This window comes from Streptomyces sp. NPDC043870 (assembly GCF_056435785.1).
On sequence record NZ_JBWKDT010000035.1, the window covers coordinates 1 to 12,938 of the forward strand.

Below are 12,938 nucleotides of genomic sequence, written 5' to 3' on the forward strand. Positions count from 1 at the left end.
AAGCGAACAAGCCCCGAGAAGTTTCCGATGTTGTCTAGGCCCACCGTCAAGCATCACCTGGGACCAGAACGTCAGCCATCACCTGGGACTAGACACCGGTTCGGCACCTGAGGTCACCTCGTGATCGTCCCTGACGGCGGTCAGTACCGACGGCTACCCTGGTCCCGGCCAGCCAATGAGTCGGGAGTGTGCCGAGGGGATGGAAACGAAGTCCGCGAGGGTCTACCGGACGGTCCGGGAGTGGGTCTTGTCTGGGGAGCTGGCGCCCGGCTCCAAACTGCCATCGGAGCGCACCCTGGTGGACGAGCTTGACATCGGTCGCACCCAACTTCGCCGCGTCCTTGCGAAGCTCGTGGCTGAGAAGGTGCTTGAGGTCCACGGACGCAGCTCCTACCGCGTGCCCTCCCACGAGGTGACGACTGAAGCGCCAAGCGGCTTGGAGCCCTGGCAGATCCACGGTGAGCGCACGGTCTACGACAACCGCTGGGTGAAGCTCGCGCTCGTCGATGTTGAGCCCCCGGGTGTTGAGCGATTCGAGCACCACGTTGTGCGCCTTCACCACGTCGCGATCTCGGCTGTGCTCGATGACCACGACCGCGTGCTGATGCTCTGGCGTTACCGCTTCGTCCCCGACAAGTGGGGCTGGGAGCTCCCCGGCGGCATCGTCGACGAGGGGGAAGACCCGCAGGCGACCGCACTTCGCGAAGTCGAGGAAGAGACCGGCTGGCGTCCCAACTCCCTTGAGCATGTCGTCACCTACCAGCCCATGGTGGGGATGGTCGACTCGCCTCATGAGATCTTCGTCGGCAAGGGTGCCCAGCACGTCGGCGATCCCACCGACATCGAAGAGGCGGGGCACGTCGCATGGGTGCCGCTCTCGGACGTCCCGGGGCTGATGGCCCGGGGTGAGCTGATGGGCTCTGGCACCCTCGTGGCGCTGCTCCACCTCCTGGCCTCGCGTGGGCAGGGAGTTCCTACAGCTTCTGTGTGAGCTGCTCGATGCGCCTCCGGTGACGGACAGAAGCCGTCCGGTTGGCCAACAGGCGTGCCTGCTGTAGGTGCTCTTGGGCCTGGGCGTGTTCCTCGCGCGCAAGGTGCGCTTGGGCAAGGTCGCACCGCAGACCTGATGTGGCCCGGATGAACGTAGGGTCTGCCTCATCGAGCGCGGTGTACAGGCTGCCCAGCGCATCATCGTCGCCCAGCAGAGCGAGCGCGTTGCCGCGCCAACGGGCCAGGTGGCCGCCGTTGAGAAAGATGCTGAGCATGTCGGGGTCGCGCGCTTCGGCGCCCGCGGGCAAGACGGCGTCGGCTTTGTCGAGAGCGCGTCGGCAGTCGTCTGCCAATCCGGCCTTGGCGCAGAGCTCCGCCTCGGCTGCGTACAGCCATGCCTGCAACCGCGGTGACATCTGGTTTCCGCCCAAGCGCTGTGCCTCGCGTACGAGATCGACGGCCATCTCCGGACGACCGGCGTCGTTGAGCACATACGCCTGCTCGGCTGTGGCGTGCGCGAGATACATCGGCTCGCCTGCTTCCTGAGCAGCCCGCTTGCCTAACTCGTAGTGTCTCCAGGCTCTTTCGACGCCCCCAGCATCGAGGGCCTGCCAGGCCGCAAGGGTGGCGGCTCCGGCCAGAGCGAGAGCAACAGGGCGGCGCGTCTCGGGAAGCACTGCGAACGTGAGCGCGTCCTCCAGGGTTGCCAGGTGCCCCGTCATCTGGTCAACGAGTGCCGCCGCGCCCATCTGGCGATCGACCGTGCGCAGGAGCTCGGTTTGGTCCATGAAGGTCTTCACCATCGTGAGACTGACGCTGCGCGCAGAGTCTATGCGGCTGATCAGCTCGTCATAGCCGCCGACTGCCGCGGGCGGTGCGGCAGGACTGTGCCGGCCGAAGAGCTCCTCGTCGGTGACGCCCAGGACCGGTCGCAGGATCTGTGCGTAGCGCTCGCTGATGGAGCGCTTGCCGTTCTCCCACTCCGAGACGTAGACGCGCAGGCTGGCGGTTGAACCGATGTCGAGCGCATGCCGCCTCGCGTACTGCTCGATCTCGTGGATGAGACGCGCTTGTGACCACTCGCGCGCGTTCCTCACCTCTCGCAGCCGGTTGAGCACCTGTACCGCCCCCGCATGTGGTCCAACAGCTCTACATCAGCATGCCTCACGTCGACGCAGGTCGTCAGGGGTTAACACGCGGGGTTAACGGCACGGCAGTGAACCTCTGTTGGCTACCGGATGGTTGAGCGGCGCGGTTCTCTAGAAGCGTCGCAGGAAGGCGAGTTGAGAAGGCCGGATGGCGGCAACGCTTGACAACTGGTGCGCACCAGATGCAACCTACTGGTGCGCACCAGTTGGAACGCAAAGGTCCTGCGGTGCTGTCGCAGGACTCCCACAAGTCAACGCAGAAGCGGCGCCCTACCGCCAAGCAAGCCGCCGCTTCCGCCCCTATCAGGGAGCTTCCATCATGCCATCGTTCAAGATCGACACCTCGACCGCTGTCGTGTTCGTTGCGGTCGAGCCGAAGCACAAGGTCATCAACAAGGAGTCCGGCGAGATCGCCGTCGACCGCGAGACCAAGGCCAAGATGATGACGGTCGGCCTGACCATCGCGGACGAGGGCGAGGCCAACCTCTACACCGTCTCGGTCCCGGAGACCGGCGTCCCGGAGGGAATCACCCTCGGCATGCCGGTGAAGGTCGTCGGTCTCAAGGCCCGGGACTGGGAGAACACGTTCAACGGTGAGAAGCGGTTCGGGATCGCGTTCCGCGCGGTCGCGCTGGTCGCCCCCTCCGCGAAGGGCTGAGCCCCGGTGTCCGGCGGAGTGCTGTTAGCGCTGGCGGTCATAGCCGTCGCGCTGTTGATGGTGGCCCGGGTCAAGGCCCCGGCCGTCTACTGGATCCTGGTCGGCCTTCCGGCCGCGCTGTACCGGGTCCTGTCCTCCTACCGGCAGACCATGGAGGCCTGCGAGCTGACCGTGGCCCCGCCGTGGTGGCGGGTGTTCGCCAAACGGGCCACCGGCACCGAGGAGCCCCGGCCCGGCATCCCGACGATCCGCGGAATCAGCCCCACGCGTACGGGGCTTCGGCTGCGGCTGAGGCTCGCTGCGGGGCTGGAGCCGGAGGATGTGGTGAAGTCGGCGATCCGGCTGCGGCACGCCTGGGGCGTCTACTCCGTGCACGTGTCCGAGATCAAACCGGGCGTGGTCGACCTGCGCATGACCGGCTTCGACATCCTCGCCCGGGTGCGGATGCCGCGCCGCCTGGCCCCCGGTCCGCTGGCCGCGGTGGTGGGCCTGCGGGAGGACGGTCTGCCGTTCGTCCGCGACTACACGGCCATCCCGCACAGTCTGACGCTGGGCGCCAACAAGTCGGGCAAGTCGATGCTGCAGCGCTGCCTGATCACCGGGCTTGCCCCGCTGCATGTGGCGCTGGTCGGCATCGACTGCAAGCGCGGTGTGGAACAGACCCCGTTCGCCCCGCGCCTGTCCGCCCTGGCCACCACACCTGACGATGCGGACGGGCTGCTGGATGCCCTCGTCGGGGAGATGGAGAACCGGTTCGACCTGCTGTGCCTGCACCAGGGGATCACGCCCGGCACGGCGCTGGAGGACATCACCTCCGACATCTGGGATCTGCCGAAGAAGATCCGGCCCGTCCCGATCGTGGTCCTGGTCGACGAGATCGCCGAACTGTTCCTGACCGCCTCCAAGACGGACGCGGCCCGCCGGGACCGCATGGTCACCCAGCTCGTCCGCCTGGCCCAGCTCTCCCGCGCAGTCGGCATCCATCTGGAGATCTGCGGCCAGCGCTTCGGCGCCGAACTCGGCAAAGGCGCTACCGCCCTGCGTGCCCAGCTCACCGGCCGCGTGGTGCACCGCTGCAACGACCGGCAGACCGCCGAAATGGGCCTGGGCGACATCAACGACCTCGCCGTCGTGGCAGCGACCAGCATCCCGGCCGAACGGCCCGGGCTCGCAATCGCCGGGGACTCCTCCGGAGGCTGGTCCCGCATCCGCACCCCCAGGACGAGCCTGGGTGAAGCCGCCGCCGTCTGCCGCGAGTTCGCCCACCTGACCCCGCACCTGCCGACCCTCGCCGCCTGGCGACCCCAGCCCGCAGAGCCCATCGAGGTCCTGGCCCCGGAGCCCGCTGCGGCTCCCAGCACCTCGTAACACCCCGACCCATCCCGGTCGGCGCGACCGCATCGCGCCAGGTCCCTACCCGAGCCATGCCCAAACCCCGACAGGAGGCGCCTGCCATGGCTGCCAGGAAGACCACCACCCGCACGACCAGGGCGAAGAAGTGCCCGGACTGCAAGGGCACCGGCGAGACCACCGAAACCGTCCGCGTCGGCTCCGTCCGCAAGTCCCGCGAGACCACCGACCGGCAAGCCGCCCTGTGCCTCACCTGCTTCGGCACCGGCCACGCCACCAACTGACCGATCCCCGCCAGGGCTGGGCGGCAGGAGAACCCCGTCCCCGCCCGGCCCTGGCCCCCACACCCCTGAAGGAGGTGAAGACCATGACCCGATCGATCCGACCGGACGCAGTCCTGGTGCAGGCCGTGATCGCCGGTGCGCTGTCCTTCGCCCACCTGCACGACATCGCTGCCGCGGCCGGACAGGACGGCTGGAAGGCCTGGGCCTACCCGGTCTCCGTCGACCTGCTCCTCGTCGCCGCCTGGCGCCGTCTGCGCACCCTGCGCACGACCGGTGCCCGGACCCGTGCGGCATGGACCTGGTTCGCCGTCGCGCTGGCCGCATCACTCGGTGCCAACGTCGCCACCGCGGGACTCCTCGACCTGAAGAACGTGCCCGACTGGCTGCGCATCCTCGTCGCCGGATGGCCCGCCCTGGCCTTCCTCGGCGGCACCCTCCTCGTCCACACACCCACGTCCGCCGACCCCGGCCCGGTAACAGTGCCGGCCGAATCAACCCCCCATCCCACGCCAGTGCCCGAACCGGTGGCGGAAGGAGTCGACACCGCCGTACCGGTACCCGCTCTGCCCGCGCCTCCTGCCGAGCCGGAACGGGAGCCGGAGCCGGTGAACGTGCCACCCGCGCTCGTCGACCACGCCCGCAAGGTCGCCGCCGCCCACCGCGCACAGACCGGCACCCCGATCGACTCGGCCACCCTGCGCGACCGCCTCGGCCTGCCCGCACCGATGGCCGACCAGCTCGCCGCCCAACTCGCCTGAACCGAAAGGAGACCCGCCCCCATGGACGTCCCGCTGTGGTTCGCCCTGATCGTCGTCGGCTGGCTCGGCGTCAAGCTCACCCGCCCCCCGGCCTGGCTCGTCCTCGTGCTGCTCCTTGGCGGCTACCTCATCGCCGACAGCGTGCTGGCCCCCGCCATCGACACCGCCCTCAAGTAACCCCGCCCAGAAGGGAGAACATCCATGATCCGCCCCCGTATCCCGGTCAACCCGCTGCCCACCGGCATCGTCACACCGCTCGTCCAGCCCACGGCGGTCGAACTGCACCACGACAACGCTTCCTGCGCCTGCCAGCACAGCGCCACGGCCCCGGCTCCGGCGCCCGCTCCTGTGGCTGGCCCGTCGCTGCGGCTGACTCCGACCGGGCTCCTGGCCGTCGTCGGCGGTGGCGCTGCCGTGGTCCTGGTCGTCGGCGCCGTCCTGGTCTCGCTGCTCCTGGCCGTCGCCGTCACCGGCGCCTCGGTCGCGATCTGCGCCGTGGTCCTGCGCTCGCTCCTGAACGACACCCGGCGCCCCATGCGCTGACCGGCCCTCCGGGCGGCCCTGAAACCGCCAAGTCTCCGCCACCCGGACGGCCCAGCCCCTACCCGAACTCAACGATCCGGAAGGACTTCACATCATGCCCCAGCACCGCCCTGCCCAGGCACGCGTATGCCCCGCCTGCGACGGCTTCGCCTCCGTCGCCATCACCCTCGGCGGCCGCAACCGCGCCGGACACCTGAACACCATCACCGCCCACTGCCGCCCCTGCGACGGCACCGGCACGATCCCGGCCGCCCGCGCCCTGCTCCACACCGCTGCCACTGCCGCCTTCAACCGCCGCTGACATCCCTGGCCGGGGCCCTGCCAGCCACTGCGGCGGCCGGTGCCCCGGCCCTTCCCTTTTGGAGAGGAGGAACCCTCGTTGACCACGGCCACGACTGCACCGCCGGTAAGTGATCTCGCCTTCCTCGCCCGGCTGGGCACGATGCCCGCTCTCGTCCGCCAGCTGAGCGGCCTGGGCGGCTGCACCACCCCAATCCGGCTCGACGGCCACCGCACCGAGCATGCGCTGAACACCACCACGGGCGAGATCGGCGCGGTACTGCATCACCTGGACGCGGCCGACATGCCCGCTGGGAACCTGCTAGTGCGCTGCAACAACCGCCGCGCCACCCGCTGTGCCTCGTGCGCGGAGACCTACCGTCGCGACACCTACCAACTGATCACCGCCGGGCTCCGCGGCGGTAAAGGCACCCCGGAGGCGGTCGCCACCCACCCTCGCGTGTTCGCCACCTTCACCGCCCCCGGCTTCGGCCCCGTCCACAACCGCCCCACCAAGGGCCGCTGCCGCTGCGGTGCCCAGCACCCCGAAGACGCCCCCGAACTGGGCGCCCCGCTCGATCCCGAGACCTACGACTACCAAGGCGCGGTGTTGTGGAACGCGCACGCCTCCAAGATCTGGGCCCGCTTCTCGATCTATCTGCGCCGCGAGGTTGCCAAGCGGGCCGGACTCAGCCAGCGGGAGTTCGCCGAGCATGCTCGGGTCTCGTTCGCCAAGGTCGCCGAGTACCAGCGGCGTGGTGCCATCCACTTCCACGCAGTGATCCGCCTCGACGGCCCCACAGGCAGCGACGACCCACCCCCGTCCTGGGGAACCCCCGAACTCCTCACCGACGCCATCCGCGCCGCCACCACCGCAGCCGAAGTACCCGGCCCGATCCTCGACGGCCGCGCCCACACCTTCGCCTTCGGCCGCCAGCTCGACATCCGCACCATCCGCACCGCCGACTTCGACAACTCCACCGAGCTCAGCGACAAGGCGGTCGCCGCCTACATCGCCAAGTACGCCACCAAGGGAGCCGAAACCGCGACCGGCACCCTCGACCGCCCTCTCAGGTTCCTCGCCGAACTCGCCCGCATGAACCTCCCCGACCACGCGCAGCGGCTGATCCGCACTGCCTGGGCCCTCGGCGCACGCAAAGACCTCGCAGATCTCCGCCTGCGTGCCTGGGCCCACATGCTCGGCTTCCGCGGCCACTTCTCCACCAAGACCCGCCGCTACTCCACCACCCTCGGCGCCTTACGCGCCGCCCGCGCCGAATGGCGACGCCTCCAAGCCGCCATCGCACGCAGTGACCAAACCCCCGTGCCGGCCGATCCGGACAGTGATGAGACCACCCTCGTCCTCGCCCACTGGACCTACGCCGGGGCCGGACTCACCCGCGGCGAGGAATGGCTCGCCGCCGCATTCGCCACTGATCCCCAGGAAGGAGATATCGCTGAATGACTGACCGACTGCTCACGGTGGACCAGGCCGCCGCAATCCTGGGTACGACCGCGCGCTTTCCTCGACGGCTGATAGCTGAGCGGCGAATCATGTTCGTCAAGGTGGGGCGCCATGTCCGCATCCCTGAGGGCGCGTTGGTTCAGTTCATCACAGCCAACACTGTTCAGCCGATCACCGTTCGCCGCCGGTTCGGGGCGATGGCCTGATGTCGAACAACAAGGGGAAGCGGCGCCGCTTCGGTGCGGTGCGCAAGCTGCCATCGGGACGCTTTCAGGCCCGCTACCAGGATCCGGACGGGCTGACACGTTCGGCGCCCGAGACTTTCCCTTCGCAGACCGATGCCGACCGGTGGCTCGTCCGCAAGGAAGCGGAGATCCTGGATGGGCGATGGAAGAACCCGGACGACAAGGTTCTCTTCGGGGTGTACGCCGACGCCTGGTTCAAGGAGCGCGACTACGCCGCGACCACCCGTGAACGCAACGGCAGCGCGCTGCGGCTCCACATCTTGCCGACCTTCGCGAACGTGATGCTGAGTGAGATCACGACACCGCAGATCCGACGTTGGCGAGCCGGGCTGCTGGAGTCCGGTGTGGGTGAGCCGACGGTCGCCAAGGCGTATCAGGTCCTCCGCGCAATCATGAATACCGCGGTTGATGACGAGGTGATCCAGCGCAACCCCTGCCGTATCAAGGGCGCGGGTACGGCCAAGACAGCGGAGCGCCCGTTCCTAGACGTCTCCGAGGTCTTCCAGCTCGCCGACGCGGTGCCAGCGCGGTTTCGAGTTCTCATCCTCCTGGCGGCCTTCACCGGCCTTCGCTTCGGCGAGCTGGCGGCACTCCAGCGCCATGACGTCAACCTCGAAAGGCGTACCGTGGCCGTGCGGCGTGCTCTGGCAGAGACCCGGACGGACGGCATCGTGGTCAAGACACCCAAGAGCGCGGCCGGTGTGCGCACCGTGGCTTTCCCGGCCTCGCTGGCGGTGGACCTGGCCGCGCATCTCGCCGCGTACGCGGAGCCGGGCCGCGCCGGGCTGGTGTTCACCGGGGCGCGAGGCGGGCAGCTTCGCCGGAACAACTTCCGCCGCCTGTGGCTACGGGCCCTCAAGACGACCGGGCTGGGGGACGTGCACTTCCACGATCTGCGCCACACCGGGAACACCCTCGCCGCGACCGGTGGTGCCACGACGCGTGAGCTGATGCAGCGGATGGGGCACTCCTCGCTGCGGGCCGCGCTGATCTATCAGCACCTGGTGAACGGCCGCGACCACGCCATCGCCGCACACGTCGACGAGCAGATCAGGAAGGTGCGGCCGACAGAGTCCGACGAGGCATCTGGCACGTAAATGGCACGCCGCCCCTCCCCCGCCTCCGCGGCTGGGGAACGAACAAGGCCCAGGCTTCCGGAAACCGCCGGATGACCTGGGCCTTTGTCGTGCCTCTTCACTGGTGGGCGCGGACGGTTTCGAACCGCCGACATCTGCTTTGTAAGAGCAGCGCTCTACCCCTGAGCTACGCACCCTGGAATGAGGCAACAGCGTACATGGCCCATGGGTGGGTGCCGCAAACCAGATCTTCCGTGGATCGGGGGAAAGCCCCACCCCGGAGTTCCTCGGTGGGCGTGAGGCAGGACCCGAGGAGCCCGCACATCACCACGGCGCGGAGCGACAACGGCGAGGTTGTCGTAGGAACCGCGAACTAACAGGCCCGTGTGTTCGTCCTTACCGGGTGGGAGAATGAACCGGGCAGGGCGGACACGGCACGGGAGAGGGATGTGACGGCGACACACGCGCGACCGCACGCGAAGGCGAAGGCGAGAGCGAGTGTGGTGCGGGATGTGGTCGCGCTGGTGCTGCTGCCGCTGCCGCTGGTCGTCGCCGTGCTGCCGGGGGCCTTCGCCGGTGGTGGTACGCGGCGCTGGTTCGGGGGCCGCGGGGAGAGTCAGCGGGCCGATGCGCAGGCCGCCAAGGACGCGGCGGCCGCGGCGTTCTACGAGCTGGACACCGCGCAGCGCGATCTGCGGATCTCGATCGAGACGATCACGGCCGTGGACAGCTCGCCGGGTGCGCGCCGGGCGGTGGACGACTTCGCCGCGCTGGGGCGGCGGATCGACGAGGTAAGCCACGGGTACATCACGGCCGTCGACGCGCACGATCTCGACCGGGACGATCTCGACCCTGCGGTGGCCGTCCGGGCGCGTACGGAGCTGACGAAGGCGAAGGACGAGCTGGTCCGGGTCAAAGGGGACCTCGACCGGTTCGCGCAGGGGCTCGGGCCGCTGCTCGACAAGGCGGAGACCCAGCTGGCCCGGCTCGCCCCGGCGGTGGAGCGGGCACGACAGGCGCTCCTTTCCGCGAGCAATGCTCTCGATTCGGTTCGGGGCTCCGGAATGCGGGCGGATGATCTCGCCGCCCGCCTCGCCGCCCTCGCCCCCGAGCTGACCAGGCTCAACGAAGGCGCCGGCCGGCACGGCGTGGCCGAGACGCTGCAGCGCGCCGACCGCGTCATGCGCGACGCCGAGGCCGTACGGACCGAGGCGGAGCGGCTCCCGGAGCGCGCCGCCGAGATCGACAAGCGGCTGGTGTCGCTGCGTACCCGCGCCCAGGCCCTCACCACCCGTGCGAGCGGCGTCGAGCCCGTCCTCAGCGAGCTGCGCCGCCGCTTCACCGCCGCCTGCTGGCAGGATCTGCAGCCCGTTCCCACGCAGGCCACGGAGAACGTCCGCCGGGCGGAGGAGAAGCTCAAGGAGGCCGGCAAGGCTCGCGACGAGCAGCGCTGGGCGGATGCGACGGCCCTGCTCGGTACGGTCCGTGCGCTGCTGAACAGTACGGACGAGGCGGTCTCGGCAGCCGGCGACCGGCTGCGGCGGCTCGACGCCGTCGCGAAGGACCCACAGCAGGAGGTCGAGCGGACCCGTTTCGCGATCCGCGACGCCCAGCGCCTGGCCATGGCGGGCCGCAACACGCCGGACCCGCGCCACGCCCGGCCCCTGGACGACTCCGTGGCCCGGCTGGAGCGCGCGATCGCCGGTCTTGAAGGGCACCACCCCGACTACTGGCACTTCCTGACGGAGACGGAAGCGGTACGGCAGACCGTGGCGCACGTCGTCGAGCAGATCCGCGGCGAGCGCGGCGCGGGGGCTGCTCACGGCTGAGCCCGACCCGGCGAAGCCTCTCCGCCACCTCCGGCGCCCTCTCCCCGCTGCTCCTCCGCCGCTTCCCCGCGCTCACCCGGTGTTCCCCGTTCCCCCTGGCTGCTCCCCGCCGGATTTGTCGGGTCGCCTGTGCGGGCGGATGCTGTAACGAGGTACGCACGCGGCCAAAGGAGGCCGATATGGCATCCACTCACGCACAGCAGCCCTCGGAGTCCCGGCAGCCGAGCGGCCTGCGTGTCGCGCTGGACGAGCACCTGCCCGTCGATCACCACCTCAGCAAGATCTACCGGATCGGCGCCGGGCTCATGGGGCTGGTGCTGCTGGCCTTCGGGATCCTCGGGCTGACCCACAACATCGGCTTCTTCGACATCGGCAATGCCACGGTCGGGGGCCTCAGCACCAACGGCGGGCTGAGCGTGCTGTCCATCTGCGTCGGACTGCTGCTCTTCGTGGGGATGGTCATCGGCGGCAACTTCGCCTCCACCCTCAACATGGTGCTCGGCGTCCTCTTCATCGTCAGCGGCTTCGTGAACCTCGGCTTGCTGGACAGCGGTTCCAACTTCCTCAACTTCCGGATCCAGAACGTCATCTTCAGCTTCGTCGTCGGCGTCATGCTGATGTGGTTCGGGATGTACGGCAGAGTGGGCAGCGCCCTGCCCCACGACAATCCGTACTGGAGGGCCCGCCACCCTGACGAGGCGGCAGGCGAGGAGCAGCGTGCCCGCCGACAGACCCAGAGCCAGGGGCAGAGCCAGGGGCAGAGCTAGTCTGTTGTCCATGCCCCGTTACGAGTACCGCTGCCGCTCCTGCGACGACACGTTCGAGCTGAGCCGGCCCATGGCCGAGTCCTCCGCCCCCGCGGTCTGCCCCGCCGGACACGAGGACACCGTGAAGCTGCTGTCCGCCGTCGCTGTCGGCGGCACGAGCACGGCTCCGGCCGGTGGCGGAGGCGGAGGCGGAGGCGGCTGCTGTGGTGGCGGCTGCTGCGGCTAGCCGCTCCACAGGCCGGCCCACAGGCCCCAACAGAATCCACTGGTCGCCCAGTCGTCCGGTCGTCGGGTCGCCCGGCCGCGCCACCGACTGCGCGGCCGAGCGGCCGCGTCCCGCTACGTGTCCGGTACCTACGTGTCCAGGTACCTACGTGTCCAGGTAACGCAGCACCGCCAGCACCCGTCTGCTGTACCCCGCCGCCGACTCCCCCGTCAGCCCCAGCTTGTCGAAGATCGCGTTGATGTGTTTCTCCACCGCGCTCTGCGACACATGCAGCCGTGCCGCGATCGCCGCGTTCGTATGCCCCTGGGCCATCTCGGCGAGCGCCCGGCCCTCGCGCTCCGTCAGCCGCGCCAGCGGATCCGTATGGCTGCTGCGCACCAGCAGCCGGCGTACGACCTCGGGGTCGAAGGCGGCCCGCCCCTCCCCCACGCGCTCCAGGGCGTCCAGGAACTCGTCGACCTGGACGACCCGGTCCTTGAGGAGACAGCCGACGCCGCCGCCCGCCGGTTCCCCGGTCAGCAGCTCGGTCGCGTACCGCTTCTCCACGTACTGCGACAGCACGAGCACCCCGACCCCGGGCCACCTGCGGCGGATCTCCAGGGCCGCCCGCAGCCCCTCGTCGGTGTGCGTGGGAGGCATCCGGACGTCGGCGACCACGACGTCCGGCCGCTCGGCGGACACGGCCGCGAGAAGCCGGTCCCCGTCGCCGACCGCCGCCAGCACCTCATGGCCCTCCTCGGCGAGCAGCCGTACGAGGCCCTCCCGCAACAAAGTCGAGTCCTCGGCCAGGATCACGCGCATGGCAGCTCCGCGGTGACGACAGTGGGTCCGCCGCGCGGGCTGTGCACCGCGAACCGGCCGTCGAGGGCGGCGATCCGGGTCGCCAGCCCGGTGAGTCCGCCGCCGGAAGGGTCGGCTCCGCCCCGGCCGTCGTCCTCGACGCGCAGGCACAGCGGGCTCTCCTCGCCGTCCCGGGTCAGCGTGACGGCGATCCGGGTCGCACCGGAGTGCTTCACGACGTTGGTGACGGCTTCGGAGACCACGAAATACGCGACGGTCTCCACCGGCCGCGCCGGCGGTGCGCCGTCGACGGTGTAATCGAGCCGGAGCGGCAGCGGTGTGCGCTCGGCGACGGACTCCAGCGCGGCGCGCAGCCCCGCCTCGTCGAGGACGGCCGGATGGATCCGCCAGGCGACGTCGCGGAGTTCGGCGAGGGCCAGCCGGCTCTCCTCGTGGGCCTGGAGGAGAAGCCGGCCCGCGCGCTCGGGATCACGGCTGCGGCGGGCACGGCCGAGCAGCATGCCGAGGGCGGCCCCCGCG

Annotated in this window: 16 protein-coding genes, 1 tRNA gene and 1 pseudogene; 14 read left to right on the plus strand and 4 right to left on the minus strand. The window is 69.9% G+C overall.

Going from position 1 to position 12,938, the window contains the following annotated elements; translation table 11 throughout:
• Nucleotides 1-199: 199 nt before the first annotated feature.
• Complete coding sequence (locus tag AC0699_RS30815; protein ID WP_478667014.1) at nt 200-991, plus strand: NUDIX domain-containing protein; 792 nt, start codon at nt 200-202, stop codon at nt 989-991.
• Here the strand turns inward: AC0699_RS30815 and AC0699_RS30820 are convergent.
• Nucleotides 975-2,108, minus strand: a complete 1,134-nt coding sequence (locus AC0699_RS30820) for a helix-turn-helix transcriptional regulator (RefSeq protein WP_478667016.1) — start codon at nt 2,106-2,108, stop codon at nt 975-977. The two genes, AC0699_RS30815 and AC0699_RS30820, sit on opposite strands and share 17 nt — an antisense overlap.
• A gap of 349 nt (nt 2,109-2,457) precedes the next feature.
• On the opposite strand from AC0699_RS30820, the gene AC0699_RS30825 reads away from it, so the two are divergent.
• From AC0699_RS30825 to AC0699_RS30870, 10 genes are all read left to right on the plus strand, one after another.
• Nucleotides 2,458-2,796, plus strand: a complete 339-nt coding sequence (locus tag AC0699_RS30825; protein ID WP_384076464.1) for an SCO3933 family regulatory protein — start codon at nt 2,458-2,460, stop codon at nt 2,794-2,796.
• A 57-nt stretch (nt 2,797-2,853) separates the two neighbouring features.
• Nucleotides 2,854-4,164: an FtsK/SpoIIIE domain-containing protein gene (locus AC0699_RS30830; RefSeq protein ID WP_478667148.1), complete on the plus strand. Its 1,311-nt coding sequence runs from the start codon at nt 2,854-2,856 to the stop codon at nt 4,162-4,164.
• 86 nt (nt 4,165-4,250) lie between these two features.
• Complete coding sequence (locus tag AC0699_RS30835) at nt 4,251-4,430, plus strand: hypothetical protein (RefSeq protein WP_478667018.1); 180 nt, start codon at nt 4,251-4,253, stop codon at nt 4,428-4,430.
• A gap of 83 nt (nt 4,431-4,513) precedes the next feature.
• Nucleotides 4,514-5,188 (plus strand): DUF2637 domain-containing protein, encoded by a 675-nt coding sequence (locus AC0699_RS30840; protein WP_478667019.1) that lies wholly within the window; start codon nt 4,514-4,516, stop codon nt 5,186-5,188.
• Between the two features lie 21 nt (nt 5,189-5,209).
• Nucleotides 5,210-5,365, plus strand: a complete 156-nt coding sequence (locus AC0699_RS30845) for a hypothetical protein (RefSeq protein ID WP_478664403.1) — start codon at nt 5,210-5,212, stop codon at nt 5,363-5,365.
• Nucleotides 5,366-5,389: 24 nt separating this feature from the next.
• Nucleotides 5,390-5,731 carry a SpdD-like protein gene (locus AC0699_RS30850; RefSeq protein ID WP_478667021.1) on the plus strand — a complete coding sequence of 114 codons (342 nt, stop codon included), beginning with the start codon at nt 5,390-5,392 and terminating at the stop codon, nt 5,729-5,731.
• Between the two features lie 94 nt (nt 5,732-5,825).
• Complete coding sequence (locus AC0699_RS30855; RefSeq protein ID WP_478667023.1) at nt 5,826-6,032, plus strand: hypothetical protein; 207 nt, start codon at nt 5,826-5,828, stop codon at nt 6,030-6,032.
• A gap of 141 nt (nt 6,033-6,173) precedes the next feature.
• Complete coding sequence (locus tag AC0699_RS30860) at nt 6,174-7,475, plus strand: replication initiator (RefSeq protein ID WP_478667150.1); 1,302 nt, start codon at nt 6,174-6,176, stop codon at nt 7,473-7,475.
• Nucleotides 7,472-7,681, plus strand: coding sequence for an excisionase family DNA-binding protein (locus AC0699_RS30865; RefSeq protein WP_478667025.1), 210 nt, complete (start codon nt 7,472-7,474; stop codon nt 7,679-7,681). The genes AC0699_RS30860 and AC0699_RS30865 overlap by 4 nt, the downstream gene beginning before the upstream one ends.
• Nucleotides 7,681-8,817 carry a tyrosine-type recombinase/integrase gene (locus AC0699_RS30870; RefSeq protein ID WP_478667027.1) on the plus strand — a complete coding sequence of 379 codons (1,137 nt, stop codon included), beginning with the start codon at nt 7,681-7,683 and terminating at the stop codon, nt 8,815-8,817. Before AC0699_RS30865 ends, AC0699_RS30870 begins: the two co-directional genes overlap by 1 nt.
• A gap of 101 nt (nt 8,818-8,918) precedes the next feature.
• Here the strand turns inward: AC0699_RS30870 and AC0699_RS30875 are convergent.
• Nucleotides 8,919-8,993, minus strand: a tRNA-Val gene (locus tag AC0699_RS30875).
• Nucleotides 8,994-9,245: 252 nt separating this feature from the next.
• On the opposite strand from AC0699_RS30875, the gene AC0699_RS30880 reads away from it, so the two are divergent.
• The 3 genes from AC0699_RS30880 (at nt 9,246) to AC0699_RS30890 (ending at nt 11,618) form a co-directional block, all read left to right on the plus strand.
• Nucleotides 9,246-10,625 carry a hypothetical protein gene (locus AC0699_RS30880; RefSeq protein ID WP_478667029.1) on the plus strand — a complete coding sequence of 460 codons (1,380 nt, stop codon included), beginning with the start codon at nt 9,246-9,248 and terminating at the stop codon, nt 10,623-10,625.
• 179 nt (nt 10,626-10,804) lie between these two features.
• Nucleotides 10,805-11,392 (plus strand): DUF4383 domain-containing protein, encoded by a 588-nt coding sequence (locus AC0699_RS30885; protein ID WP_478667031.1) that lies wholly within the window; start codon nt 10,805-10,807, stop codon nt 11,390-11,392.
• A gap of 10 nt (nt 11,393-11,402) precedes the next feature.
• Complete coding sequence (locus AC0699_RS30890; protein ID WP_478667033.1) at nt 11,403-11,618, plus strand: FmdB family zinc ribbon protein; 216 nt, start codon at nt 11,403-11,405, stop codon at nt 11,616-11,618.
• A 144-nt stretch (nt 11,619-11,762) separates the two neighbouring features.
• Here the strand turns inward: AC0699_RS30890 and AC0699_RS30895 are convergent, their stop codons facing one another.
• Together AC0699_RS30895 and AC0699_RS30900 are read right to left on the minus strand one after the other, a co-directional pair.
• Nucleotides 11,763-12,419, minus strand: coding sequence for a response regulator transcription factor (locus AC0699_RS30895; RefSeq protein WP_478667035.1), 657 nt, complete (start codon nt 12,417-12,419; stop codon nt 11,763-11,765).
• A pseudogene (locus AC0699_RS30900) lies at nt 12,410-12,928 on the minus strand (sensor histidine kinase); the annotation flags it as partial. The gene AC0699_RS30895 and the pseudogene AC0699_RS30900, both read right to left, overlap by 10 nt.
• Nucleotides 12,929-12,938 lie beyond the last annotated feature (10 nt).